A 23,714-nucleotide genomic window follows, 5' to 3' on the forward strand; every position below is an offset into this window, starting at 1 on the left:
TGCGGATAATCGTCGACAGAGCCATCCGTCACTTCGGAAGATCCTCCCGAAACCGGTCCATCTGGTGCATGCGCTCGTGCAGGATGGTCACGATGCCGACGTCCCCGTTCGACAGCCGTCGCCAGTACACGAAATGATGCTCGTGCGGGAAATAGAAGCCTTCGACCCCGAACTCGGCCGGGATGGGGCGTGACGCGACGCCATGGCTTTCTATCTGGTCAAACGCCGCGAAGAGCTCGGTGATGTACCGATCCGCCTGCTCGGCGCCCCAGCGGACGCGCGTGTACCGATATATCTCGTCAAGCCGCAGCGATGCGGCCTCCTGGACGCGAATTCCCACGAAGTCAGCCCCGGTTCCGGGCGATGACCTCGGCTGCCGTCAACGGGCGATAGCTTTCCTCCGGAGCAGCGAAGGCGCGTCTCAGCTCAGCCTTCAGACGATTGAAGGCTTCAGCCTCGGCCCGCTCCTTATCGCGCCGGATCAGGTCGCGGACGTATTCGCTGATGTTCTCGTAGGACCCGTTCTCGCCGACGTTCGCTGCCACGAACTCGCTCAGTGCGCCGCTGATGCGGACCGTCATCGTTGTGGTCTGGGACATGGTCGCCTCCGTCTGCTTGTATTCAAGATAAGCAAGAATGAACACGCGGGCAAGGCGCACCATGTAGCCAATCTCCGCATAACTTGCGGAGATTGGCATGCCGATTCTCCGCAGAGGCCGGAATCGGTGCGCGCATCGCGACCCATCAAGGTTGCAGACCACCCTAGCCGCAGCACAAACTGACAGGACGCGACGACGAGGCCCAGTTCATTGATTCGACTGCAACAACGCTCCTTGCTTGGTTTCCTCCTTGACCCCTTTGGTAGGTCTGTCCGCGCAATAGAGCTGGACGGGGATCATATCACGATCACGCGAGGCCGTCAGGTTGCGACCGTATCACTGCAGGCGCTGACACATGCACCAGATCTCCGAAAGGGGATGCTCGGGACTGCGCTGACCATAAACTCGCAGGAGCATAACGATGTCACGCTGAAGGGGGCGGGGCACGTCGCAGCTAGGGAGTTCGCGGAGGAGGTCAAGGAGGCCTGGACGCGCGTCAATCTCGTAGCCCTTGATAAGGAAGCGGCGCGGCTGGACAGGGTTCTTGCCGGGGTGCTTGGACTAGCGGCGTGCAAGATCGCGCCGCTCATGGATGACGCCAAGGCTCTGGATGCATCGCTTCTATCGAAGCTGAATGCCGAGGCCATTGGACCTGAGGTGGTCGCGCGTATTGCTACCGTCCGGAAATTCGCTTCCGACCCTCGAGCGGCACGGGCAAATGCCATCGCTGCGTTCGTCACAGCCGAACTGGACCGATGGAAGGATTTCTTCGACACCATCGAGAGCAAGCCGCTGACGCAGGAGCAGCGCCTGTCAGTTGTCGTCGATGAGGATGCGACTCTGGTCCTTGCCGGTGCAGGGTCAGGCAAGACCAGCGTCATCACCATAAATGCGGCCTATCTGGTCAAGGCGGGCATTCGTCAGCCGGAGGAAATCCTGCTTCTGGCCTTTGCAAAGAATGCGGCCGAGGAAAAATTCGGAACTGGTCGAGGCCCGATCCGGCGTGCCCATCGTCGCGAGGACCTTCCAGGCGATTGCCTACGACATCATCGGGATCGTCGAAGGGTCCAAGCCCGGCATCGATGTCGCGGCGCAGTTCCTTCGCCCGGTCACGCGCCGCCGCCGTCGACCATTCCGGCCAACGCCCCAGCGTCATCCGCCGCTGCCGTCCGGCATGGCGGTAATCCAGCGTGAAGGCCCGGTTGCCAGACCGGTAGATACAGATGGCAAATCCCCGCATCTCGCGGTCGAAGATCTGATAGTCCCGACCCGGTTCCGGCACTGCCTCCCGCACCGACTTCTCGTTCAACCTTGTCAACGGCGGAGTAAAATTCGGCCATTGTGGCGGAGCAAAAGTCGGCCAGTTTGGGGCGAGCGCCTTGGAGCGTGCGGCCCTCATATAGCAAGCCCGGTCCAAGGCGCATTGGCCGTCAGGCCAATTCTGTGAGGTTCATTTGTTAGCGGCGGCGAGGCGGGCGCGGCTTTGATTGAGGCGGTAGCTTTCGCCGTTCATCTCGAGGATGTTGACGTGGTGTGTCAGCCGGTCCAGCAGCGCGCCGGTCAGGCGTTCGGTGCCGAAGGTTTCGGTCCACTCCTCGAAGGGCAGGTTCGACGTGATCAGGGTCGCCCCTCGCTCGTAGCGCTGTGAGATCAGCTCGAACAGAAGCTCGGCGCCGGTTTTGCTCAAGGGGACGAATCCCAGCTCGTCGATGATCAGCAGTTTGACCTTGGCGAGTTTGCGCTGGAGTTGCAGGAGGCGTTTTTCGTCGCGGGCCTCCATCATCTCGTGCACAAGAGCTGCGGCGGTCACGAAGGCGACAGGCAATCCTTTCTGGCAGGCAGCCAGTCCCAGCCCGAGGGCGACATGGGTCTTGCCGGTGCCGGAGGGACCGAGCGCGATCACATTCTCCTTGCGTTCGATCCATTCGCAGCGCGCCAGCTCCAGCACCATCATCTTGTTGAGCGACGGGATCGCCTTGAAGTCGAAGCTGTCCAGGCTTTTGATGGTCGCGAACTTTGCGGCCTTGATCCGGCGTTCCACCATGCGCCGTTCCCGGTCGATCAGTTCCAGCTCGGTCAGCCGGGCCAGGTAACGCACGTGATCTACGCCTTCAGCGGCGCAGATACGGGCCTGCTTGTCATGTTCACGCAGGAACGTGGGCAGCCGAAGCGTTTTGAGATGGTGGGCCAGCAGCAGTTCGGGTGCATCTGTCATGCCCCACCCCCTGCCAGCAGGCTCATGTAAGATGCGGCGGAGGTGGTGGTGATGTTGGTTCTGGGCAGGAAGGGATAAACATCCAGATCCAGCCTCGGAGGCCTTTGCTCGACCCTGCACAAGATCAGGTGCTTGATTGCATCGAAGCTGACCGCTCCCATTCGCAGGGCATCTTTGACGGCAAGATGCAGCACGTCAATCTCGAAGCGCTCCAGAAGGCGCAGGACCTGCACATACTCGCGCTTGCCGGCCTTTCCCTGCCGGGCTTCCAGCAGTCGGCGCAGGGTTTTGAACGCTTCGGGCAACTCCCAGCCCTGCAGAGGCGCGGCCTGATCGAAGGACATGATCTTGCGTTCGATCAGCGCCAGGTAATGCAGTGGATCAAACACCATGTCGCCGGTGTCATAGGAGCGCGAATGCTCGGCGATCACCTCGGCACCGCAGCCGATGACAACCCGGGTCACGAAGCCCTTGATCCAGACCGCACGGTGGCCGTAGGCAACTGGCACCGAGTAATCATTGCCGCGATAACGCACCACGGATGTCGAGGTGACCTGGCCACTTTGCAACTCACAGGCCTCAAAGGGGGTGCCGGGCAAATCTCGCATCGCCGCGAGATCGGCCTTCAGCCGTTCCCCGATTCTGACCTTGTGGCCACGCAGAACATCACCCTGGCGCTTGCGGCACTGCTCTTCCAGGTGAGCGTTGAACGCGTGCCAGTCCGGAAAGGACGGGATCGGCACCATGAAGTTGCGACGTCCGTAGCCGACCAGCCCCTCCACGGCCCCTTTGTCATTGCCTTTGCCGGGACGGCCATAGCGGTCCCGGATCACGTAATGCGACAACATCGCGCTGAACCGCTGGGTTCTTTGCCGGGAGCCATCCGGCAGAATCCAGGCAACCAGGCAGCGGTCATTGTCATAAAGAACCGACTGGGGAACCGCGCCGAAGAACGCAAAGGCATGGACATGGCCGTCAAGCCACGCCTCGGTATGGCCGCAGGATAGGCCCGGATGTAGCATGCGTCGCTGTGCGGCAGATCAAGGGCAAAGGAGTGTGCCTTCTGCTCGACGCCGCCGATCACGACAAGCGCTTCACCAAAATCGGCCTGTGCATGACCGGGCGGATGGCTCAGCGGCACGAACATCTCCTTGCCGGTCCGCTTCCGGTCTCGAACATAATCCTTGACGATGGTGTAGCTGCCATCAAAACCGCACTCGTCCCGCAACCGCTCGAAAATACGCTTGGCGGTGTGACGCTGCTTGCGAGGGCGGTCCCTGTCTTCAGCAAGCCATTGGTCCATCTGGCTGGTGAACGCATCCAGCTTCGGGCGCCTGATCGGCGCTGTTCGCCGATATCCCGGCGGTTCCGAATAGGCCAACATCTTCGCGACACTGTCCCGGCTGATGCCAAAATCCCGGGCAATCTGACGCCCGCTCAATCCATCCTGGAAATGAGCGTGACGCACCTTCAAATACAAGTCCACGGTGTATATCCCCAAGCCCTCCCGAAATCCGAAAGGGCAAAAGTGGACGACTTTTACGCCGCCCGCGACAACACTATGCCGTCGCTACCGTGGCCGAGTATTGCTCCGCCGTTCACAATGTGGGCGTCAAAGCGCGCCAGTTCTTGCGCAACGGCCGTTTCCGAGGCGGGATCCAGTGCTCCCACGCCATCGGCCCGTAACACTTCCAGCAACTGGGCGAGTGCGGCTCGCAGCTCTTGGCGCATGGGCCGGACCGGATAGGGACAACTTCACGCTGGCATATGCTCTGCCAGGAAGCGCGCGACCAAGGCCTCGCCGATCGTGCTCAGGCCGCATCGTTCTCCGGTCAGCCAACGGGCGAAGTGCGCAACGCAGCACAAATAGACACGCTGGGTGATCGGGGCATACCGCCCACGGCGCAGGTGAGCGCCAAATCGCGAAACGTATGGCTGAATAACGCTGTCCTCAGCCACATGCGGGGCAGCGAATGGACGCCGACCACCGTGGACATGTTGACCTCCTGTCGGGCTGAACGTGCCCAGGAGGAGGTCAGGATTATGCGCAGTCCGCCGTGCCGAAAATCGCTGGCGCGTCAGCCTTGCAGGCGCTTCCCTCGGCGGGCTGCGCATAATCACATTGTGCGCATAATTTCGGTTCAAGGCAATCACCCGTTCATTCTGGCAAGTAGGGCAGTTTGTTGAAGTGCATTACCGTTGGCATGCGCTTTTTGGCCGTCATTTGCGGATTGAGCGCGTGGCACCCTATTACGGCAGCTGCCCCTGCAATAGCTTTGCTCTCTGCGCATCAAAGCGCGGGGGGAGGTCACGGGTCCAATACGCCGTATCCTCCTCGGCGATCTGTCGGGCGCGATCGCCATCCCCCGCCACAAGCGCCGACCAGAAGCGGCGCAGGGTGGTGGTGATGCGGTCGATGCGCTCGGCCTCATCCGGCACATCGATCAGGGCGGTCACGATGTAGAACTTGCGGTACAATGAAAGCGCATGTTCTGCCACATAGCGGTTGTGGATGCGGGCGACGGCCTGCTCGCGGAACGCGAACAGCGATCGCGAAAACGGCAGCTTTGCCGAGCGGTCGATCCCGTCGATCTCGGCAAGCGTGTCCCGGCGGATGTCCTCCGTCCAGTAGCGCATCACATCCCGGATCAGCGCCTGATCGATAAAGACCTTGACCTCGTAAAGGTCAATGATCTCGCTTGCGCTGAAATCGACAACATAGAAGCCCAGGCGGGGACGGCTGACGACCAGCCCTTGACCCTCAAGCTCTCGTGCAGCCTCGCGCAGGGGGCCGCGGCTCACACCCAGGCGCTCAGCCAGATGGACTTCGTTCAGGCGCTGCCCGGGTTTCAGGACTCCGGTCACGATCAGCCGGACAAGTTCCTCGCGGACGGTATCCGAAAGGCTGGGGTGGTGCAGCCGGATCATTCCTGCATCATTCATTCGAGTTTTCCCAATCCTGCGGCCAGTACTCTTGCATGGAAAGGACAGGTGACGCCAGACAATAGACTGTCAACAGTTGACGGTTAACGATTATTGCGGTATTGCGACATCATGCAACAGCGAATGCCCGTGCCTCCGATCTATGGCATTCGCGCAATGGGAGAAGCATCATGACCGTATCGCAGCCCGTCCCGATGAACCTTGTGCCTTTCGTCAGCGTCGATGACATGATGCGGCTGGTGCTGGATATCGGGGTCGAGTCCGTTCTGGTCGAACTGGCCGCCTATATCGAAGAAGATTTCCGCCGCTGGGAAAGCTTCGACAAGACGCCGCGGGTCGCCGCCCATTCGGAAGAGGGCGTGATCGAGCTGATGCCGACCTCTGACGGCAAGGCCTATGGCTTCAAATATGTGAACGGCCACCCCAAGAACTTCCAGGACGGGCGCCAGACCGTCACCGCCTTTGGCGTTCTGTCCGACGTGGACAGCGGCTATCCGGTGCTGCTGACCGAAATGACGATCCTGACAGCGCTGCGCACGGCGGCGACCTCGGCGCTGGTGGCGAAATACCTTGTCCCCGAGGGTGCGCGCACCATGGCGATGATCGGCAATGGCGCCCAGTCCGAATTCCAGTGTCTGGCTTTCAAGGCGGTCTGCGGAATCGACACGGTGCGGCTTTACGACATCGACCCGCAGGCAACCGCCAAGGCCGCGAGGAACCTGCAAGCAAGCGGGCTGACCGTCATCACCTGCGCCTCGGGCCATGACGCCGTGCATGGGGCCGAGATCGTCACCACCTGCACCGCCGACAAGCAATATGCCACGATCCTGACCGACAACATGGTGGGTGCGGGCATCCACATCAACGCGATCGGCGGCGACTGCCCCGGCAAGACCGAACTGCACAAGGACATCCTGTCGCGATCAAAGGTCTTTGTCGAATATCCGCCCCAGACCCGGATCGAGGGCGAAATCCAGCAGATGCCCGCCGATTTTCCCGTCACCGAAATCTGGCAGGTCATCACCGGACAGGTGCCCGGACGCACCGACGAGCGGCAGATCACACTGTTCGACAGTGTGGGCTTTGCGACCGAGGATTTCAGCGCGCTGCGCTATGTGCGCGACAAGCTGCAGGGCACCGGCTTTTATCAGAACCTCGATCTGCTGGCCGATCCCGACGACCCCCGCGACCTGTTCGGGATGATCGAACGGAAATCGGCGGCGCTGACGGCCGCCTAAGCCGGCGCAGAGGGAGGGAATGATGCTCAGCAATCGTGAAATCGTGGATCTGACCGAGTTGCGTCATCTGCTGCACCAGAGGCCTGAAGTCTCGGGGCAGGAACGCGAAACCGCCGCTGTTGTTGCCGACAAGTTGCGCCAGATCGGCGCTGACCGCGTGGTGACAGACTTGGGCGGGCACGGCGTCGCCGCAGTTTTCGAGGCGGCCGAGCCAGGTCCGACGGTGATGCTGCGCGCCGAATTGGATGGGCTGCCGATCGAGGAAACGGGTCTTGTTCCCCATGCCTCGACCATCCCTGGCCGGGGGCACATGTGCGGCCATGACGGCCATAGCGCGGCCTTGTTGGGCTGCGCCTATGCCTTTGCCCGGCAGCGGCCGGCGACGGGGCGGGTGGTGCTGATGTTCCAGCCCGCCGAGGAGGACGGCTCGGGCGCGGCGGCGGTGATCGCCGATCCCCGATTTGCCGACCTTCAGCCCGACATGGCGTTTTCCTGGCATAACATGCCGGGCATGCCTCTTGGCCATGCGCGGTTCCGGACCGGGCCGATGTTCTGCGCCTCGGTGGGCCTGCGGGTCGAGTTGCGCGGGCGCACCGCCCACGCCTCGCAGCCCGAAACCGGCGTGTCGCCGGCACAGTCCCTCGCCGCGCTGATCCGCGAGATTGCCGCCCTTGGTCCCGGCGGGCCGATGGACCCGGACTTCGCCCTGGTCACGATTACCCATGCCCGTCTGGGCGAGCCGAGCTATGGCATCGCGCCGGGCCGGGCCGAACTGCAGGCGACGCTGCGCGCCCTGATGCCCGCCCGGATGGAGCAGTTGCGTTCTGATGCCGAGGCGCTTGCCCGGCAGGTGGCCCGGGACGCCGGCCTCGGCGTTTCCGTGGAGTGGCACGACGATTTCGCTTCCAGCGCAAACGATGCCGAGGCGACCGACATCATCCGCCGGGTGCTGGATGCAAGGCAGGTGCCTTGGGCCGAGATGACGGAGCCCTATCGCGGCTCCGAGGATTTTGGACGTTTCGGACAGACCGCGCGCACCGCCATGATCCTGCTCGGCGCGGGAACCGAGGTCAGCGCGCTGCACAATCCCGATTACGACTTTCCCGACGATCTGATTCCGATCGGGGCGGGAATCCTGACTGACGCTGCACGCGCGATCCTGGGGTGATCGCGCCGCAATCCTGCACACCGCTTCTTACCATCTGGGAGGATGGGTCATGCTGAAAATGAATGCGCCGCACATGTGGCGCGACATGGTGATCGTGGGCTTCGCCATGTTCGCGGTCTTCTTCGGGGCCGGAAACCTGATCTTCCCGCCGCAGGTGGGATTTCATACCGGCACGGACTGGCTGCCCGGCCTCTTGGGATTGCTGATCACGGCCATGTTGCTGCCCACGATCGGGGTGGTTGCGGTAGGTCTGGGCGGCGGCACCTTCGAACGCCTCACCCGGCCGATCGCACCGTGGTTCGGCACCGTGATGATGGTTGTGACGATGATCACGGTGGCCTGGCTGGTCACCATTCCGCGCACCGCCGCCGTTGCCTTCGAGACTGGAATGGCCACGCTGGTTCCCGCGACTGCGGGCGCTGTCGGCAAGGCGATGTTCCTGATCCTGTATTTCGCGATCTCGCTGTTCTTTGCCATCGACCGCAGCAGCGTCATCGACAAGATCGGCAAGTACCTGACGCCCGCGCTGCTGGTCCTGCTGGTGGGCATCGTCGTCTGGGCCATTGTGGACCCGGTGGGACAACCGGTCGCGCCGCGAGAGGCCAATCCCTTCACCTTCGGCTTCGTGACCGGCTATCAGACCGGCGATGTGCTGACCGGCCTGCTGTTCGGCGTCCTGTTCATCGAGGCGCTCAGGCGCAAGAACTATACCGAGGATCAGGTCTTCGTGCCCATGATCATCGGCGCGGCAGCAATCACGTTTGTCGGCCTGTTCGTGGTCTATGGCGGTCTGGAATACCTGGGCGCGACCGGCAGCGGCCTGTTCGACGAGGATCCGGGCCAGGCGGCGTTGCTGACCGGCCTGGTATCCAGCCTTGCGGGAAATCTTGGCGCAAAGGCCTTGGCAATCGCGGTGATCCTGGCCTGTTTGACAACCGCCGTCGGCGCCACTGCGGTGATGGCCACCTACCTGGCGAAATGGACCGGAAATCGCATCAGCTATCGCACGGGCGCCATCGTCACGACGCTTGTCGCGATTGTGCAGGCCTTCGGTGGCGTGAACTACATTGTTGCGATGGCGGGGCCGATCTTCATGCTAATCTACCCCGTGGCAATCTGCATCGCGATCCTGGGTCTGTTCTCGCGCCTCTTCACCAATGACGGCATCTGGAAGGGCATGGCGATTCCCACGGTGCTGATCGGCATCTACGATTCGCTGGCGCTGACCGGATCGATGCTGGGCTTCTCCCTGCCGCAAGGCTTGCAGAATGCCTATAATGCCATTCCGCTGGCCGGACAGGGCTTTGCCTGGCTGCTCCCCGCCATCGTCGGCGGCGTGATCGGGGGCGTCGTCTGGTCGGCCACCGGACGCCCCAGCGTCGGCAACCGGCCCGAACCGGTTGCCGGCTGACACCTGCCACATTCTTCCCTGCCCTTGTCCCCGAGGGCGGGGCCGCCATCACCCCGACAAAGGAGAGCTTGAGATGAAGCGAGTTTCCAATGGCGGCTTTGCCGTCACTGCCCTGACCGGCAGTCTTTGCCTGGCGCTTCTGGCCGGCGCGGCCCATGCCCAGGACAGCGCCATCGACGCCTCGGCGGCAGCGCTGGAGCAGAAGGTCATCGACTGGCGGCGCGACATCCACCAGCATCCCGAGCTTGGCAACCGCGAGACCCGCACCGCCGGCCTTGTGGCCGAACATCTGAAGGCGCTTGGCTTCGAGGTGCGCGAAGGCATCGCGGCCACCGGGGTGATCGGGATATTGCGCGGGGGCAAGCCGGGACCGGTCGTGGCCCTGCGCGCCGACATGGACGCGCTGCCCGTCACCGAGGACACCGGCCTGCCCTTTGCCTCGACCGTGCGCACGACCTATAACGGCGAGGAGGTCGGCGTCATGCATGCCTGTGGGCACGATGGCCACACCGCCATCCTGATGGGCGTGGCCGAGGCGCTGGCCGGCATGAAGGACGATCTTGCCGGCACCATCATGGTGATCTTCCAGCCCGCCGAGGAAGGCGCCCCCGAGGGCGAGACCGGCGGCGCGCAGCGGATGCTGGCCGAAGGCGCCTTTGACGATCCCACCCCGGATGCCGTCTTCGGCCTGCACCTGATGTCGGGGATGCCCACCGGCCAGATCGGCTATCGCGAGGGGCCGATCCTGGCGTCTTCGGACGGCTTTCATGTTCACGTCAAAGGAGAGCAGACGCATGGCGCGATGCCGTGGAACGGCGTCGATCCGATCGTCCTCGCCTCGCAGATCGTGCTGGGCTTTCAGACCATCCAGAGCCGGCAGGTGGACGTGACCAACCAGCCCTCGGTGCTGACGGTGGGCACCTTCGACGCGGGCACGCGCGCCAACATCGTGCCGGACGAGGCCGTGTTGACAGGGACGCTGCGCACCTACGACGAGGACATGCGCGCCTTCATCAAGCAGCGGATGCAGGACACCGCAGGGCTGATCGCGCAATCGGGCCAGGGCAGCGCCGAGGTCAGCTTCCTTCCGGGCGCCTATGCGACGACGGTCAACGATCCCGAACTGACGCAGGCCATGGAACCCACGCTGCAATCGATCCCCGGCGTCGAGGCAGTGGTGGTTCCCAAGCGCACCCCGTCAGAGGATTTCTCGTTCTTCGCCCAAGAGGTGCCTGGACTGTTTCTGTTCGTGGGCGCCACCCCGCCCGACGGCAATCTCGCCGCGGCGGCCCCCAACCATTCGCCGCAATTCGTCATTGACGAAGCATCGCTGCTGGTCGGCATGAGAACGCTCTTGCACCTGACGCTGGACTACATGGAGAAGCACCCGGCCAAAGGCTGACAGCGCGTCACGCGCTGGCGGTGTCAGTCCTGGATTCCGGCGGGGGGGCTTGCTCTTCCGCCGGACATCTGTCGTTATGACACTTCCGGATCGTCGCGGCAGAGGCGTCTACGGACACGGCGCTGGTCAAGGGGCAGAGGCGCAAGTCCAGTGCGGAGGACGGTCGTCCGTCTGACAGAGCTTCGCCGAAAACGCGATCAGGTTCGGGCAGACGCTGCTGCGGGGACGTCCTGTTTGAACGCTGCCGCTGCAATCTGTCGGCGCAGGTCTGAAGGGCCTGAGGTTCAAGCTGCGGCGATACCGAGGATCTGGCGGGCCTGTTCCGGGTTGGCGACCGGACGATCGTTGCGAGCGCAAATCTCGACCGCGCGCCGCACAAGCGCCGCGTTCGACGGCGCACGTTGTCTTCAAGCCCGGTCCGGGCGTGTCCGCCCGCGGCGATAGACCATTCGTTCAGCGTCAATTGCTGCGGGCCGATGCCGGCCGCGCACCAGGGCGCATCCTCGCCGAACAGCCGCTTGACGGTGTGGATGTAATAGTCGAACACGTCGCGGTCAGCCGGCATGGCGTTCTTTACCCCCATGACGAATTGCACATAGGGACGGTCCTTGATGCGGCCGTCCTTGTGCATAGCCGCCGCCTGGAAGATGTGCGACAGGTCGAACGCCTCGACTTCCGGCTTGACATCATAGGCTAGCATTTCCGAGGCCAGCCAGTCCACCAGATCGGGCGGGTTCTGGTAAATGCGGGTCGGGAAGTTGTTCGACCCCACCGACAGCGACGCCATGTCGGGGCGCAAGGACAGCATTCCGCCGCGTTCGCGGCCCGCACCCGACCGGCCCCCGGTGGACAGCTGAACGATCAGGCCGGGGCAGTGCTTCACCAGCCCATCCTTGAGCCGGGCGAAAAGTTCGGGATCGCTGGTCGGTCGGCCGTCGTCGTCTCGTACATGGCAATGGACGATCGAGGCCCCGGCCTCGAAGGCCTCGTGGGTGGATTCGATCTGCTCGGGGATCGTGATGGGCACTGCGGGGTTATTTTCCTTGGTCGGAAGCGAACCGGTGATGGCGACGCAGATGATGCAAGGGGTCATGACATGCTCTCGGGTTGTTGCTTTGGCGGCGTTGCGCTGGGTTGGAGGAATTGCTTCAAGGCCGCGTTGAAGCGAGACGCCGATTCCAGGTTGACGATATGCCGGCCCGGCAGCGACAGGTGATGCCCGTTCTGCACAGCATCGGCAATCGCCTTAAGATCGGCCGGGGGGCAAACGGGATCGTCATCACCGGAAATTGCAAGCAACGGGTGCATGATCAGGGCAAGCTGGCCTCGAAAATCCGCTTCGGCAAGAGCCGCGCAACATCCGGTGTAACCATCGACAGAGGTCGTCGCGAAGCTGCCCAGGATGGCCTCGACGGTCTCGCGATAATCGGTGCCGAACCCGGCCATGAACCAGCGTTCCGCCGTCGCGTGAACAAGGCTTACAAGCCCGTTCGCCCTGACATCCTTGATGCGGGCGTTCCAGCTTGCGGCGGTGCCGATCCGCGCCGCTGTCAACGGCGGAGTAAAATTCGGCCATTGTGGCGGAGCAAAAGTCGGCCAGTTTGGGGCGAGCGCCTTGGAGCGTGCGGCCCTCATATAGCAAGCCCGGTCCAAGGCGCATTGGCCGTCAGGCCAATTCTGTGAGGTTCATTTGTTAGCGGCGGCGAGGCGGGCGCGGCTTTGATTGAGGCGGTAGCTTTCGCCGTTCATCTCGAGGATGTTGACGTGGTGTGTCAGCCGGTCCAGCAGCGCGCCGGTCAGGCGTTCGGTGCCGAAGGTTTCGGTCCACTCCTCGAAGGGCAGGTTCGACGTGATCAGGGTCGCCCCTCGCTCGTAGCGCTGTGAGATCAGCTCGAACAGAAGCTCGGCGCCGGTTTTGCTCAAGGGGACGAATCCCAGCTCGTCGATGATCAGCAGTTTGACCTTGGCGAGTTTGCGCTGGAGTTGCAGGAGGCGTTTTTCGTCGCGGGCCTCCATCATCTCGTGCACAAGAGCTGCGGCGGTCACGAAGGCGACAGGCAATCCTTTCTGGCAGGCAGCCAGTCCCAGCCCGAGGGCGACATGGGTCTTGCCGGTGCCGGAGGGACCGAGCGCGATCACATTCTCCTTGCGTTCGATCCATTCGCAGCGCGCCAGCTCCAGCACCATCATCTTGTTGAGCGACGGGATCGCCTTGAAGTCGAAGCTGTCCAGGCTTTTGATGGTCGCGAACTTTGCGGCCTTGATCCGGCGTTCCACCATGCGCCGTTCCCGGTCGATCAGTTCCAGCTCGGTCAGCCGGGCCAGGTAACGCACGTGATCTACGCCTTCAGCGGCGCAGATACGGGCCTGCTTGTCATGTTCACGCAGGAACGTGGGCAGCCGAAGCGTTTTGAGATGGTGGGCCAGCAGCAGTTCGGGTGCATCTGTCATGCCCCACCCCCTGCCAGCAGGCTCATGTAAGATGCGGCGGAGGTGGTGGTGATGTTGGTTCTGGGCAGGAAGGGATAAACATCCAGATCCAGCCTCGGAGGCCTTTGCTCGACCCTGCACAAGATCAGGTGCTTGATTGCATCGAAGCTGACCGCTCCCATTCGCAGGGCATCTTTGACGGCAAGATGCAGCACGTCAATCTCGAAGCGCTCCAGAAGGCGCAGGACCTGCACATACTCGCGCTTGCCGGCCTTTCCCTGCCGGGCTTCCAGCAGTCGGCGCAGGGTTTTGAACGCTTCGGGCAACTCCCAGCCCTGCAGAGGCGCGGCCTGATCGAAGGACATGATCTTGCGTTCGATCAGCGCCAGGTAATGCAGTGGATCAAACACCATGTCGCCGGTGTCATAGGAGCGCGAATGCTCGGCGATCACCTCGGCACCGCAGCCGATGACAACCCGGGTCACGAAGCCCTTGATCCAGACCGCACGGTGGCCGTAGGCAACTGGCACCGAGTAATCATTGCCGCGATAACGCACCACGGATGTCGAGGTGACCTGGCCACTTTGCAACTCACAGGCCTCAAAGGGGGTGCCGGGCAAATCTCGCATCGCCGCGAGATCGGCCTTCAGCCGTTCCCCGATTCTGACCTTGTGGCCACGCAGAACATCACCCTGGCGCTTGCGGCACTGCTCTTCCAGGTGAGCGTTGAACGCGTGCCAGTCCGGAAAGGACGGGATCGGCACCATGAAGTTGCGACGTCCGTAGCCGACCAGCCCCTCCACGGCCCCTTTGTCATTGCCTTTGCCGGGACGGCCATAGCGGTCCCGGATCACGTAATGCGACAACATCGCGCTGAACCGCTGGGTTCTTTGCCGGGAGCCATCCGGCAGAATCCAGGCAACCAGGCAGCGGTCATTGTCATAAAGAACCGACTGGGGAACCGCGCCGAAGAACGCAAAGGCATGGACATGGCCGTCAAGCCACGCCTCGGTATGGCGCGCGGGGTCATGCGGAACAGGACGAGTGCGCCGGGCCCGGCATCAGAGGGCCGGATTTCGGGCATCATCGCCCGCGCGCCTTCCGCCAGAACCTCTCGCGGGCCGGTCTCGCCCCAATCCCGGCTATAGGGCGGGATCGGGAAGGGCTCGTCGCCGACAACTTCCCGCCAGACACCGCGCGCGAGGCCAAGGCAATCACAGCCGACCCCGCGCAGGCTGGCCTGATCGTGGTATGGCGTGCCAAGCCACGACCGCGCGGTGGCGACGACGCGTGAGGGATCGGCCGAAGTCGAGGGGCGCGTCACAGCACGTTTCCGTCATGGCCGCCGTCCTGGCTCGCATAGCGCAGGACCGCATCCTGACCCGGAATGTTGGGGAACCCTCGGAAGTTGGCCGTGTTGGCGAACTTGGCGCTGCAGGTGGCGATCCGCTTGTCGCAGCCCGCGCGGGCGATGAAGCTGTCGCCCTCGGCGACGGCGCGCACCGGTGCCTCCAGCAAGGTCAATGTCGCGATGCTGCCATCCAGCCCATGCGCCAGCACTTCAGTGATGCGCCCCGCATTTGCGCCGCTGTTCCAGGTCAGGGTCCCGGAGGTGAACCAGCCCGCATCAAACACGGACAGCCCCGAGGCCATGAATGACCGGTCGCGCAAGATGTCGGTGACGGCACCCGTACCCTTGTAGATGGCGCTTTCCAGATCGATGCCACAGCGCGCATCACCCAGCGCCGCGTCGCACCCCGCCTGAAACGTTCGGCCGACCGTCTGACCCAGAACATGCGCCAGCGAACGGACCTCAGCCACGAAGGCCATGCGCCCGCGCCGGATTTGCCCGACAGCGCCCCGGCGCAGAAGCACGCGCTGGCTGGTATCGGCCCAGTTCACCCGCCACAGCTCGACCGCCTCATTGTCCCAGCGCCCATCGAGGATGTCGGTTTCGGTGATGCGATCCGAGGTCAGCACGCCGGTGGCATCCTGCGCATCGACGGCCAGATCGGTGCCCGCGCGGATTTCCGAGGCGGCAAACCCGCTCTCGGGTTCAAAATCGGTGCCGTCGAAGGCCAGCATTCGGTCATGATCGGTGAAGCCCAGCGCCACACCATCCGAACGCGAAATCCGCCAGCACCAGGCGAGCGTGGTGGTACCGTCATCGAGATGCGCCTGAAGCGCGGGGGAGAGCGACTTCATTTCCGCCCCCAGCCGCGCAGCAACGCCAGCGAGGCCAGCGCCGAGGAGACGACCCCGCCCGAGGCGCCGGTCAGAGCGTAGAGGTTGAAGGGGCGGATATCGAGCGCGCCGGTTGCAAGGTCGAACTCAGCGAGGCCCGCCATGGCGAGGCCGGAAGCGGCAAGGCAGGCCAGATAGACGAGGCCGCGAGCGAGGGTCCAGTTCATGTTCATGCTCCGATCAGAGATTTGAGGAAAGCGAGAAGGCGTGCGGCCAGCGTTGCCCCGGTTTCCGCAGGTTCTGGCGCAGGTGCTGCATGCGTGGTCGGGGATGGGACGGAAGGCGTCGGTATGGCTGGTCGGCCGATGGTCGGGTGCAGCAGCGCCAGCGCCTCGGCCTCGGTCAACCGCCGGATCGGTCGCGCGAAACTCACCCGACCGTGGCGGTCCACCGCCCAGACGGCAATGTCCCCGGTCGGATAGCGTCCCGTCGCGAAGAGGGTGCGTTCGGCCTCGCGCCGTGGCCGGATGGCGGCGGGCTTGAGCCAACCCATGAAGCCATCGGAGGCAGCCGTGCGATTTCCCGTATTGAGGGCCTTCGTCAGCGCCGCCTTGGCGATGCCGCCGGTGTTGTAATGAAACGAGACCAGCGCATCGAACTCGTGCGGTTCCAGAGGCACCTTCACCGCGCGCCGCACCGCCGTCTCGTATGTAGAGACGTCGACGCGGAAAAGCCGGAATGCCTCGCGGATCCCGGCATCAGAATCGCCGGGCATGCCGCGCGGCATGTGGGCAGGGTCGGGGGCTCCGGCCTCGGCGGTATGGCCGATGCCGAAGGTCCAGACATCGTTCACATCGAGATAGGGTCCGGGCACGATACCTTCGTGCCGGATCAGGGCCAGAAGGCCCCGGTCTGTCATGTGCATGGGATCACCCGATGGCTGAGAAAAGGAGAATCAGGGCCGCGATGGCGAAGCCGACGCGCAGCCTGTGGCTGTAGGTCCGCTGCGGATCGGTCGCATCGCAGCGGAGGGAACGCGCGAGGCGCAGGAGGTCACTCATCGCCGGGGCCTTCCTTTGCGCCGCGCAGGCGCGCGAGGATCAGCTCTATGAAGGCGGGGCCGAAGACCCCGACGAGATAGGCCGCCGATCCGGCCGCGCCCCCGGCGGGAATGGCCTCGGGCGGCAGGCCAAGCCAGCGGGTGACAAGCGCCATCAAGAGGCTGCCCATCCCCGCCGCGATCAGGCCGCCGATGAGAATATGGCGCAGGGCGTCGCGGAGCCGCATCCGCGTGGTCAGCGCATTGGTCGCGCCGCCCAGCGCACCCCAGGTGGCGAGGATCACGGCGGTGGAACTTGCCAGATCGCGCAGCACCGTGGCGAAGAAGCCGGATTCATCATTCATCTGCGGATCTCCAGAAGGGGGATGGACGTGATCGACCCGAGGCGCTCGAGGTCGAGGGTGACGTCGAGCATGTCGGTGTCGAAGCGGACGGGGACGTCGAATTCGAAGCCCGCGGTGATCGCGACGCCCGCGCCGGGGGCGGCGGCGAAGGTGACGCTGCCGGTGGTGGTGTCGACGCTCCAGCCGGACATCTGCTCCACCCCGTTCAGAGCGAGGCGAACTGTTCCCGCGACCGGCTTGGCGATGGCGCGGGTCCAGGTCTGCGCCCCGGAGGTGTAACGCTTCAGCAGCGCGAAACTGGTGACGGCACCGTTGCCAGTGCCGATGGGTTGGTCGGTCGGACCGGGCGCCTGCGAGGGAAGGCAGGATTTGTAATCGGCCCAATCCTTGTAGCGGAAGCCGTGCAACCGGCCATTGCGGGCCTCGAAAAAGGCGACGACCGCCGCCAGATCGTCAGCGCGGCGGATACCATATGCGACATCATAGCGACGGCGGCTGTTGGCCCAGCTGGCGTTGCGTTCCTCATCGCCAGAAGCCAGTTCGACCACTTGCGTGCGCCGTTCAGGGCCTCCGCGCGCCCCGCGGCTGATGTTGTCGGGGAACCTGACTTCATGGAATGCCATGGATGATCCTCACATTCCTCGGCGCCCGAGTGAGACCGCCCGGGCAATGTCGGCTGCGACTTGCGTGCGGGATTGCCGGAAGCTTTCGGCGTCGCGGGCCATGATGGTGACGTTGATGGCGGGTGTTGAGGACGGTCCCTGGCCGTAACCAGCAGCCTCACGCCGCGACAGAACCCGCTCCCCTCGCTGCAGGATTGCCGGAACCTCGTCGGGCTTGATCCCGGCCCAGCCACCCGAATGCATGCGCGGGGCACCGGCGAAGGCCAAAGCCGGGACCATGCGGCCCGGGCCCGGCGATCCGACCATGCCGCCCGCGTGCAGGATGTTGGCGAAGATGCCACCTGCGCCGCCCAGCGTACCCGACAGCGCATTGGCGATGGGACCGAGGATGAAGCGCCGCGCTGCAAGTTTCGCGAGATCGGCGATCATCGACGTGACCAGGTCGCGGAAATCCAGCTTGCCGGTCTTGACGAACTCGCCCACGGCATTCTCGGCCGAGGTGAAGGCAGAGACCAGCGCATTGCCGATATCGGCGCCAATGTCGCGGGCTTTCGCGGCATAGTCAGCGAGCGTGGCCACGGCCGCTTCCCAGCCGGTTTTGGCCGCTTCGGCCCCGGCAGCCGCAGCTGCCCCTGCGCCACCAGCGGCGCGGCCAGCCTCGGTCATCGATTTGTCCAGCCGGTCGGCGGCATCGGCTGCGCCGTCGAGGGCAGCTTCACCCTCGCTGCCAGCGCCAGAAACGGCGTCCTTCAACGCCTGCCAGCCTTGCATTGGGCGTGCAGCGGCATCGGCCAGCATGCCGGAAGCCTCGCGCCAGGCATCCGCACGGGCGGTGGCCTCCCCGGCCATTCCGGTCAAGCCAAGGTCGGGCGTGGTGACGTAGGTCTGCGCCATCGCGGTCGAGAAGGCTTCTGAGGCGGCAGTTCCGGCCGCAGCAGCCGATCCGGCAAAAGGGTTGTCGATCTGGCCCAGTGCCACGGGATCCAACGTGCCGATCCGGACCCCACCTTCGCCCACGGCCCAATCGGGAAGCAGGTCGAGCGCCGCGTTCAGCCCGTGGATAAAACTGTTGATCCGGGTTACGACCCCGTTCAGCATCGCCTCGACACCGCCAATCAGACCGTTGGCTGCCTGGAAGGCAAAATCACCGATGGCACCGGGCAATTGGCCCCAGATCGCCTTCACCGCGTCATAGGCCCCTTTGAAGATGCCCGCCGCCGAATTGCCGAAGCTGGTCACCGCCTCGACCGAAGACTGCATCGCGCCGTAGATGGTGGCCTGCAGCCCGGCCCAACTGGCTTCGATCTTCGACCAGGCAGATGCGGCCCCAAGGCCGATGCGATCCCAGACCTCCAGCGCCAGATCCTTCAGAAGGCCAATGGCTGCGCCAAAACCGCCAGCGCCCGCGACCAGCCGGGTGAACTGGAACACCAGCTCCCCTGCGCCAACGATCAAGGCGCCGATGCCGGTGCGGATCAGCGCCCCGCGCAGGATCACCAATCCGGTTGCAAGGCCGCGAACGGACAAGGCCGCCGCCGCCAGCCCCGCCACCCAGCGCCCGGCCATCAGCGTCGCAAATGTCGCGGCATAGGTGGTGAGGCGGCCGATGTTGTCGAACAGCGCGTTGATCGCGATGCCAATCGGCCCGGTGCTGCGCGCCATGTCGGCCAGCGTGTTCGCGATGGTTTCCAGTGCCGGGGCAACAGCCGCGGTCAGCCGGTTGGTCAGGCCGAGCCAGATCAGGCTGAGCTTGGCGATGGCATCACCTGTGCGTTCGATCTGGGCGGCATCGCTGGCACTGACTGCTACCCCGAAATCGCGCACATCCTGCGCCGCCTCGCGTAAGGTGGCCGGGTCAATCCGCAGGAAGGCCAGGGCGGCCTTGTCGCCGAACAGATCGGAGGCAACAGCCGCCCGCTCCGCTTCCGGCACGAACCGGTTCAAGGCTTCCTGAATGGCGACGATGCGCTGGTCGAGCGGCAGGGCCTGCAGGTCAGAGGCCGAGAGGTTCAACCGTTCCAGCGCGCCGACGGCCGATCCGGATCCAGCTGCCGCTTCCGACAACCGGGTGGTCAGCTTCTTCGTGGCCTGTTCGATCTCCCCCATCGACACGCCTGCCAGCTCACCGGCCCATGTCAGCACCTGCAGACTTTCGACTGTGGTTTTCAGGGACGCGGCCATGTCAGCTTGCGCGCCAATGGTTTCCAATCCGGATCGGACCATCGCCACGCCAGCCGCAGCCGCCGCAACCGTTACTGCCGCCAGCGCGATCCCGGCCTTGCGGGCAAAGCTGGCGAGCCGGGTGTTGGCCGGTTCCATCTCGGTCGAGAGACGGCCAAACCCTCGCGCACCGGCATCGCCGATGCCTTCCAGCTCTGCACGCACCTAACGACCGCCCTCCGCCACGAGGCGGACGGACACACGCTTTTCAGCCATTTCTGAGTTCCTTGATTTTGCCGCTCCGGCGTCTTACGTTCTGCGCATCGATCATGGAGGCGTATGATCATGTCCGAGACCGCAACCCTGTCTTCGAAATTCCAGATCTCGATCCCCAAGGCGATCCGGAGCGCGCAAGCCTGGGAGGCCGGGCTGACCTTTGCCTTCATCCCCAAGGGCACGGGCGTCCTGCTGGTGCCGGTCCCGAAGCGGGAAGTATTGAAGGGCCTCGCGCGCGGCGCATCCACCACGGATTACCGTGACCGCGCGGATCGGTTCTGATGGTCCTCGTCGACACGTCGGCGTGGATCGAATGGCTGATCGGCTCGCCCACCGGGGAGAAGGTGGCCGAACATCTGCCCGAACAGGCCGACTGGCTGGTGCCGACCATGGTGCAGCTTGAACTGACGAAATGGCTGGCCCGCGAGGTCGGCGAGGACAAGGCGGATCAGGTGATCGCCTTCACGCAGGTCTGTCAGGTCGTGGCGCTCGATACCGAGATTGCCCTCGCCGCGGCCGAGGCATGTCGGGACCACAAGCTGGCAACGGCGGATGCGATCATGTTCGCCACGGCGCGGGCCCGGGCTGCGACGCTGCTGACCTGCGACAGGCATTTCGAGGGCCTGCCGGGCGTCACCCTGATCGAGAAATTCAGGGGTTGACGCCCGCCGCGCTGCCGTCCGCCATCTGTTCGTTCAGCTTGCGCACCATGACCGCCTCGATCTCGGGCAGCAGTTCGGCGGCGATCAGGGGGGTGATGCCCAGCGCCCGCGCCATGGCGAGGGCCGCGCCCATGTCCCAGCCCAAGACCGCGCCGGGGATCACCCGCATCTGACCACCAAGGCGGCCGATCAGATCCCAGACCTGCCAGCCTTCCGGCGTCTGGGGCCGGTTCAGCCTTGCCGGGCAGTCCGGGCAGGGGCCGTTACAGGCGGCGCAGTAGCGGTCGCCACCGCCGAAGCACCACTCGGCGAGGGCGCGGAGACGTTTTTTTCCGCGTCCAGGATCAGGCCCTTGGCGACATACATGGTCTGGAACGCCTCGAAGACCGGCCAGATTTCCAAGAGGGCATCGATGCCCTCCGGGGTGACGGGCAAGGGGTGGCTCATGGCATCGCCCACGCCCTCCCAATCCAGCACGGCGCGACGGGCGACAGCTTTCGCCATCGCAAGGGCCAGCGCCTCCTGGCTGGCACCCTCGGGCAGGGCTTCGATGGCCGGATCGGCGCGTGCAGAAACCATCAGCGCGGTGGTCAGTGGGCCGACCAGCAGGCGCAGGCCGGGGGCGAGGTCAAGCCATTCCGGCGTGGCGGTCAGGTTCAGGCGGATCATGGTCAGTAACTCGCGATGCTGTTGATGAGGGTTGCGGTGCACATGCGGGCCGGGCTGGCGGCCTTGGCAGCCTGCCAGTCGAACGTCGCCTGCACACCCTGCGGCCCGGAAATCTCGATCCGGGGGCGCGGCAGATAGACGGCGTGGGCGGTGAAGGTGAAGCTTTCGCCCGATGGCAGGACATAGTCGAAGCTGATCTCGCAGGGATCACCGTTGATGGCCTGCGTGACCAGCGTGCTGTCGGCGAAGCGGACCTCGATCCGGCCGGTCAGCGCGGCGATGGACGGGTCGGCCCCGTCGATCTTGCCGTCGCTGCGGATGGTCTCGATCCGGTCGAGATTGTTGGCATATGTGATCTCGGCGGAGACGACGTTGCCCAGGCTGCTGCCGTTCCGGCTGATCGCGCCGTTGAAATGCCCGAACCGCTTCAGGCCCAGCTCGGCGGGCGTGCCGGCCCCGGTCGCGGCGGCGATGGTCTCGCCCTGCGCCACCAGCCGGGCGGTGGCAGTCAAGAGACCCGAGCGCTGCACCTGCCAGGAGAGCTGATCCAGCACGCAGCCGGAATACATGGCAAAGCGCGGCACTTCGGGCATGCCGGTCTCGATCGACATCGAGGGCAGGGTCCAACTGCCCGAGCGGAACTCATGGGTCCAGGGCCCCGCGCCGGAGGTGATCGGGTCGCCGAAAGCCGCCTTCAGCCAGAAGCCGAAGGCCTCGGCGTCGACTGGCACCATGACATCACCGTCGGCCGTCACCGCATCCTTGATCGGCGGCAGCGGGTCGCGGCCATAGCCGAGAAGCTCGCTGTTCAGGAGTGGCTGCTCCGATCCCAGCGAGGTGCTGGCGAAGGGCATCCTGGTGAAGCCGCCGACTGGCGGGGTGCCGTAAGAGGTCTCATACGCAAGCGCCATCTGCGCCCGCGCGCCTTGCGCACGTGCCATGGGGGTCTCCTCGATGTTGTGGGTGTCAGGCCAGGGGGCCGGGGGTGGTGTAGTGCAGCACGACGGTGATCACCGCCGCCTTCAGGGCAGCCGCGCCTTCGATGGGCAGATCGACCGAGGCCGGGGCCTCCGGTTCGACCCAGTCGCAGAGCCCGCCGAGGGTGCGGTCTGCCTCCAGCGTCACGCCGATGGCAGCGATCAGGCTGTCGAACGCCGTAGCCCGCCCCGTGCCAGCCTGGACGACGACCTCCAGCTCGGCCCGGTGCTGGTAGTGATGGCGCAGGGGCGACAGCGTCACCTCCGGCTCGCCCGGCTGGCCGTCGCGCAGGATGATCAGCCCGGCAGCCGGGATGCGCTCGGGAAGGATCTCGTCGCGTAAGGTGAGGGCGGCAAGCGGTTGCAGCCGCGTCAGCAGCGCGGCGAGGACGGTTTCGCGGGTGGTGGGCATGATGGCACCAGCTTCGTGAAATGTTCGGAGCGCCATCCGGCAATCTGGCGCGGCGTTCTTGAATAGGTAATGCGTTTGCCTTACCCTGTGTTTGCGTCGTGAGGGAGAATCACATGCTTGCCGAACTCAAGGTCGAGTCCACGCTGACCGACAAATACCAGACGACGATGCCCGGGGTGGTGCGCAAGGCGCTCGGCCTCAAGAAGCGTGATCGCATCTCCTACACCATTCTGCCGGAAGGTGACGTTCTGCTGCGCCGCGCACCGGATGCCGTGGAAGACCCGGCCATCGGGGCCTTTCTTGCCTTCCTCGCGCAGGACATCAGCCATAATCCCGGCCATATCCGCGCCCTGGATGCCCCGCTGCGGGACAAGCTGTCCGAGCTGGTCGATGGTGTCGAGCTTGATCTTGATGCGGCCCTGTCGCCCGACGATGAATGACCGACGGTTCCGTGGTGCCACTGGTCGTCAACGGATGGACCCTGTTCGCGCATCCGCTGTTTCTTGATCAGGTGGCGGAGCTTGCCGAAAAGGTCACGGCTCTCAAGGCCGCAAACCCGGCGGGCTATCGCGGCAAGAACGCAACCAAGCGCCTTGCTGCGATCACCAGGCTGATCCTTGCGGAAATCCCGTGCGACCCTGCCAACCCGAAGTTCCGGCAGGGCAACACGCTTGGCGACGAGCACCGGCACTGGTTCCGGGCGAAGTTCTTTCAGCAATACCGGCTGTTCTTCCGCTTCCATGCTGAAAGCCGCATCATCATCTTTACATGGGTGAACGACGATACGACGCTGCGCGCCTATGACAGCCGCACGGACGCCTATCGGGTGTTCAAGGGCATGCTGGAGGATGGCAACCCGCCCGGTGACTGGAAGGCCCTGTTGGCAGGTGTGCAGAAATCTACCGGCCAGCTTGCCGAACTGATGGAGCAGAGGTGACGCC

Annotated in this window: 25 protein-coding genes and 6 pseudogenes; 9 read left to right on the forward strand and 22 right to left on the reverse strand. The window is 64.4% G+C overall.

Annotated elements, in window-relative coordinates; genetic code table 11:
- Positions 1–28 precede the first annotated feature (28 nt).
- Entirely contained in the window at positions 29–340 is a 312-nt protein-coding gene (locus Q0330_RS00230; protein ID WP_299472786.1) for a type II toxin-antitoxin system RelE/ParE family toxin, read from the reverse strand.
- Between the two features lie 4 nt (positions 341–344).
- The gene (locus Q0330_RS00235) at positions 345–599 is read right to left on the reverse strand and encodes an addiction module antitoxin (RefSeq protein ID WP_299472849.1); all 255 of its coding nucleotides are present in this window, start codon (positions 597–599) and stop codon (positions 345–347) included.
- Positions 600–1,187: 588 nt separating this feature from the next.
- Between Q0330_RS00235 and Q0330_RS19195 the strand changes: the two are divergent.
- A pseudogene (locus tag Q0330_RS19195) lies at positions 1,188–1,511 on the forward strand (UvrD-helicase domain-containing protein); the annotation flags it as partial.
- Between the two features lie 160 nt (positions 1,512–1,671).
- On the opposite strand, the pseudogene Q0330_RS00245 reads toward Q0330_RS19195, so the two are convergent.
- The 4 genes and pseudogenes from Q0330_RS00245 to Q0330_RS00260 form a co-directional block, all read right to left on the reverse strand.
- A pseudogene (locus Q0330_RS00245) lies at positions 1,672–1,917 on the reverse strand (Arm DNA-binding domain-containing protein); the annotation flags it as partial.
- Positions 1,918–2,049: 132 nt separating this feature from the next.
- Positions 2,050–2,814 (reverse strand): IS21-like element helper ATPase IstB, encoded by a 765-nt coding sequence (gene istB, locus Q0330_RS00250; RefSeq protein WP_299472788.1) that lies wholly within the window; start codon positions 2,812–2,814, stop codon positions 2,050–2,052.
- Positions 2,811–4,255 (reverse strand): annotated as a pseudogene (gene istA / locus Q0330_RS00255) (IS21 family transposase). The gene istB (Q0330_RS00250) and the pseudogene istA overlap by 4 nt, the downstream one beginning before the upstream one ends.
- An 809-nt stretch (positions 4,256–5,064) precedes the next feature.
- On the reverse strand, positions 5,065–5,757 hold the full coding sequence (locus Q0330_RS00260) for a GntR family transcriptional regulator (protein ID WP_299472790.1): 693 nt from the start codon (positions 5,755–5,757) through the stop codon (positions 5,065–5,067).
- A gap of 170 nt (positions 5,758–5,927) precedes the next feature.
- Here Q0330_RS00260 and Q0330_RS00265 point away from each other — a divergent pair, with 170 nt between their 5' ends.
- The 4 genes from Q0330_RS00265 (at position 5,928) to Q0330_RS00280 (ending at position 10,976) form a co-directional block, all read left to right on the forward strand.
- Positions 5,928–6,995 (forward strand): ornithine cyclodeaminase, encoded by a 1,068-nt coding sequence (locus Q0330_RS00265; protein ID WP_299472792.1) that lies wholly within the window; start codon positions 5,928–5,930, stop codon positions 6,993–6,995.
- A gap of 22 nt (positions 6,996–7,017) precedes the next feature.
- Positions 7,018–8,163 carry an amidohydrolase gene (locus Q0330_RS00270; RefSeq protein WP_299472794.1) on the forward strand — a complete coding sequence of 382 codons (1,146 nt, stop codon included), beginning with the start codon at positions 7,018–7,020 and terminating at the stop codon, positions 8,161–8,163.
- 49 nt (positions 8,164–8,212) lie between these two features.
- Positions 8,213–9,574, forward strand: a complete 1,362-nt coding sequence (brnQ, locus tag Q0330_RS00275; RefSeq protein WP_299472796.1) for a branched-chain amino acid transport system II carrier protein — start codon at positions 8,213–8,215, stop codon at positions 9,572–9,574.
- Between the two features lie 73 nt (positions 9,575–9,647).
- Entirely contained in the window at positions 9,648–10,976 is a 1,329-nt protein-coding gene (locus Q0330_RS00280; RefSeq protein WP_299472798.1) for an amidohydrolase, read from the forward strand.
- A 284-nt stretch (positions 10,977–11,260) separates the two neighbouring features.
- On the opposite strand, the pseudogene Q0330_RS00285 reads toward Q0330_RS00280, so the two are convergent.
- From Q0330_RS00285 to Q0330_RS00340, 12 genes and pseudogenes are all read right to left on the reverse strand, one after another.
- A pseudogene (locus Q0330_RS00285) lies at positions 11,261–12,003 on the reverse strand (3-keto-5-aminohexanoate cleavage protein).
- Positions 12,004–12,065: 62 nt separating this feature from the next.
- Entirely contained in the window at positions 12,066–12,611 is a 546-nt protein-coding gene (locus tag Q0330_RS00290) for a hypothetical protein (RefSeq protein ID WP_299472800.1), read from the reverse strand.
- A 51-nt stretch (positions 12,612–12,662) separates the two neighbouring features.
- Positions 12,663–13,427: an IS21-like element helper ATPase IstB gene (istB, locus tag Q0330_RS00295; RefSeq protein ID WP_299472788.1), complete on the reverse strand. Its 765-nt coding sequence runs from the start codon at positions 13,425–13,427 to the stop codon at positions 12,663–12,665.
- Positions 13,424–14,416: pseudogene (locus Q0330_RS00300) on the reverse strand (IS21 family transposase); the annotation flags it as partial. The pseudogene Q0330_RS00300 and the gene istB (Q0330_RS00295), both read right to left, overlap by 4 nt.
- Before the next feature lie 2 nt (positions 14,417–14,418).
- A pseudogene (locus Q0330_RS00305) lies at positions 14,419–14,730 on the reverse strand (peptidase); the annotation flags it as partial.
- Positions 14,727–15,611 carry a DUF2163 domain-containing protein gene (locus Q0330_RS00310; RefSeq protein WP_299472802.1) on the reverse strand — a complete coding sequence of 295 codons (885 nt, stop codon included), beginning with the start codon at positions 15,609–15,611 and terminating at the stop codon, positions 14,727–14,729. The gene Q0330_RS00310 and the pseudogene Q0330_RS00305, both read right to left, overlap by 4 nt.
- Positions 15,608–15,817 (reverse strand): hypothetical protein, encoded by a 210-nt coding sequence (locus tag Q0330_RS00315; RefSeq protein ID WP_299472804.1) that lies wholly within the window; start codon positions 15,815–15,817, stop codon positions 15,608–15,610. Before Q0330_RS00315 ends, Q0330_RS00310 begins: the two co-directional genes overlap by 4 nt.
- A gap of 2 nt (positions 15,818–15,819) precedes the next feature.
- Complete coding sequence (locus Q0330_RS00320; protein ID WP_299472806.1) at positions 15,820–16,509, reverse strand: lysozyme; 690 nt, start codon at positions 16,507–16,509, stop codon at positions 15,820–15,822.
- A 10-nt stretch (positions 16,510–16,519) separates the two neighbouring features.
- The gene (locus Q0330_RS00325; RefSeq protein ID WP_299472808.1) at positions 16,520–16,651 is read right to left on the reverse strand and encodes a hypothetical protein; all 132 of its coding nucleotides are present in this window, start codon (positions 16,649–16,651) and stop codon (positions 16,520–16,522) included.
- On the reverse strand, positions 16,644–16,994 hold the full coding sequence (locus tag Q0330_RS00330) for a hypothetical protein (RefSeq protein WP_299472810.1): 351 nt from the start codon (positions 16,992–16,994) through the stop codon (positions 16,644–16,646). Before Q0330_RS00330 ends, Q0330_RS00325 begins: the two co-directional genes overlap by 8 nt.
- A complete protein-coding gene (locus Q0330_RS00335) occupies positions 16,991–17,617 on the reverse strand; it encodes a DUF2460 domain-containing protein (protein ID WP_299472812.1) in 627 nt (208 codons plus the stop codon). Before Q0330_RS00335 ends, Q0330_RS00330 begins: the two co-directional genes overlap by 4 nt.
- A gap of 9 nt (positions 17,618–17,626) precedes the next feature.
- Positions 17,627–20,002: a phage tail tape measure C-terminal domain-containing protein gene (locus Q0330_RS00340; RefSeq protein ID WP_299472814.1), complete on the reverse strand. Its 2,376-nt coding sequence runs from the start codon at positions 20,000–20,002 to the stop codon at positions 17,627–17,629.
- Between the two features lie 120 nt (positions 20,003–20,122).
- Between Q0330_RS00340 and Q0330_RS00345 the strand changes: the two genes are divergently transcribed.
- Complete coding sequence (locus tag Q0330_RS00345) at positions 20,123–20,335, forward strand: AbrB/MazE/SpoVT family DNA-binding domain-containing protein (protein WP_299472816.1); 213 nt, start codon at positions 20,123–20,125, stop codon at positions 20,333–20,335.
- Entirely contained in the window at positions 20,335–20,715 is a 381-nt protein-coding gene (locus Q0330_RS00350) for a type II toxin-antitoxin system VapC family toxin (protein WP_299472818.1), read from the forward strand. The genes Q0330_RS00345 and Q0330_RS00350 overlap by 1 nt, the downstream gene beginning before the upstream one ends.
- Here Q0330_RS00350 and Q0330_RS00355 read toward each other — a convergent pair.
- From Q0330_RS00355 to Q0330_RS00370, 4 genes are all read right to left on the reverse strand, one after another.
- Entirely contained in the window at positions 20,705–20,884 is a 180-nt protein-coding gene (locus Q0330_RS00355; protein WP_299472820.1) for a hypothetical protein, read from the reverse strand. The two genes, Q0330_RS00350 and Q0330_RS00355, sit on opposite strands and share 11 nt — an antisense overlap.
- Before the next feature lie 62 nt (positions 20,885–20,946).
- Positions 20,947–21,384 (reverse strand): hypothetical protein, encoded by a 438-nt coding sequence (locus tag Q0330_RS00360; RefSeq protein WP_299472822.1) that lies wholly within the window; start codon positions 21,382–21,384, stop codon positions 20,947–20,949.
- A gap of 2 nt (positions 21,385–21,386) precedes the next feature.
- On the reverse strand, positions 21,387–22,325 hold the full coding sequence (locus tag Q0330_RS00365) for a phage tail tube protein (RefSeq protein ID WP_299472824.1): 939 nt from the start codon (positions 22,323–22,325) through the stop codon (positions 21,387–21,389).
- Positions 22,326–22,350: 25 nt separating this feature from the next.
- Positions 22,351–22,773 (reverse strand): acyl-CoA transferase, encoded by a 423-nt coding sequence (locus Q0330_RS00370; protein ID WP_299472826.1) that lies wholly within the window; start codon positions 22,771–22,773, stop codon positions 22,351–22,353.
- 113 nt (positions 22,774–22,886) lie between these two features.
- Here Q0330_RS00370 and Q0330_RS00375 point away from each other — a divergent pair, with 113 nt between their 5' ends.
- Both Q0330_RS00375 and Q0330_RS00380 read left to right on the forward strand, forming a co-directional pair.
- Positions 22,887–23,213 (forward strand): type II toxin-antitoxin system PrlF family antitoxin, encoded by a 327-nt coding sequence (locus Q0330_RS00375; RefSeq protein WP_299472828.1) that lies wholly within the window; start codon positions 22,887–22,889, stop codon positions 23,211–23,213.
- Positions 23,210–23,710, forward strand: a complete 501-nt coding sequence (locus Q0330_RS00380) for a type II toxin-antitoxin system YhaV family toxin (protein WP_299472830.1) — start codon at positions 23,210–23,212, stop codon at positions 23,708–23,710. Before Q0330_RS00375 ends, Q0330_RS00380 begins: the two co-directional genes overlap by 4 nt.
- Positions 23,711–23,714: the final 4 nt, after the last annotated feature.

The organism is uncultured Paracoccus sp., assembly GCF_937873615.1.
GTDB lineage: Bacteria > Pseudomonadota > Alphaproteobacteria > Rhodobacterales > Rhodobacteraceae > Paracoccus.

Coding starts and splice junctions, on each gene's coding strand:
- Q0330_RS00350 (WP_299472818.1), top strand. CDS start 20,335: ATGGTCCTCGTCGACACGTCGGCGTGGATCGAATGGCTGATCGGCTCG.
- Q0330_RS00360 (WP_299472822.1), bottom strand. CDS start 21,384: ATGATCCGCCTGAACCTGACCGCCACGCCGGAATGGCTTGACCTCGCC.
- Q0330_RS00315 (WP_299472804.1), bottom strand. CDS start 15,817: ATGAACTGGACCCTCGCTCGCGGCCTCGTCTATCTGGCCTGCCTTGCC.
- Q0330_RS00365 (WP_299472824.1), bottom strand. CDS start 22,325: ATGGCACGTGCGCAAGGCGCGCGGGCGCAGATGGCGCTTGCGTATGAG.
- brnQ (WP_299472796.1), top strand. CDS start 8,213: ATGCTGAAAATGAATGCGCCGCACATGTGGCGCGACATGGTGATCGTG.
- Q0330_RS00320 (WP_299472806.1), bottom strand. CDS start 16,509: ATGACAGACCGGGGCCTTCTGGCCCTGATCCGGCACGAAGGTATCGTG.
- Q0330_RS00325 (WP_299472808.1), bottom strand. CDS start 16,651: ATGAGTGACCTCCTGCGCCTCGCGCGTTCCCTCCGCTGCGATGCGACC.
- Q0330_RS00260 (WP_299472790.1), bottom strand. CDS start 5,757: ATGAATGATGCAGGAATGATCCGGCTGCACCACCCCAGCCTTTCGGAT.
- Q0330_RS00270 (WP_299472794.1), top strand. CDS start 7,018: ATGCTCAGCAATCGTGAAATCGTGGATCTGACCGAGTTGCGTCATCTG.
- Q0330_RS00375 (WP_299472828.1), top strand. CDS start 22,887: ATGCTTGCCGAACTCAAGGTCGAGTCCACGCTGACCGACAAATACCAG.
- Q0330_RS00310 (WP_299472802.1), bottom strand. CDS start 15,611: ATGAAGTCGCTCTCCCCCGCGCTTCAGGCGCATCTCGATGACGGTACC.
- Q0330_RS00345 (WP_299472816.1), top strand. CDS start 20,123: ATGTCCGAGACCGCAACCCTGTCTTCGAAATTCCAGATCTCGATCCCC.
- Q0330_RS00380 (WP_299472830.1), top strand. CDS start 23,210: ATGACCGACGGTTCCGTGGTGCCACTGGTCGTCAACGGATGGACCCTG.
- Q0330_RS00370 (WP_299472826.1), bottom strand. CDS start 22,773: ATGCCCACCACCCGCGAAACCGTCCTCGCCGCGCTGCTGACGCGGCTG.
- Q0330_RS00265 (WP_299472792.1), top strand. CDS start 5,928: ATGACCGTATCGCAGCCCGTCCCGATGAACCTTGTGCCTTTCGTCAGC.
- Q0330_RS00235 (WP_299472849.1), bottom strand. CDS start 599: ATGTCCCAGACCACAACGATGACGGTCCGCATCAGCGGCGCACTGAGC.
- istB (WP_299472788.1), bottom strand. CDS start 2,814: ATGACAGATGCACCCGAACTGCTGCTGGCCCACCATCTCAAAACGCTT.
- Q0330_RS00355 (WP_299472820.1), bottom strand. CDS start 20,884: ATGCGGGTGATCCCCGGCGCGGTCTTGGGCTGGGACATGGGCGCGGCC.
- Q0330_RS00335 (WP_299472812.1), bottom strand. CDS start 17,617: ATGGCATTCCATGAAGTCAGGTTCCCCGACAACATCAGCCGCGGGGCG.
- istB (WP_299472788.1), bottom strand. CDS start 13,427: ATGACAGATGCACCCGAACTGCTGCTGGCCCACCATCTCAAAACGCTT.
- Q0330_RS00280 (WP_299472798.1), top strand. CDS start 9,648: ATGAAGCGAGTTTCCAATGGCGGCTTTGCCGTCACTGCCCTGACCGGC.
- Q0330_RS00290 (WP_299472800.1), bottom strand. CDS start 12,611: ATGAGGGCCGCACGCTCCAAGGCGCTCGCCCCAAACTGGCCGACTTTT.
- Q0330_RS00330 (WP_299472810.1), bottom strand. CDS start 16,994: ATGAATGATGAATCCGGCTTCTTCGCCACGGTGCTGCGCGATCTGGCA.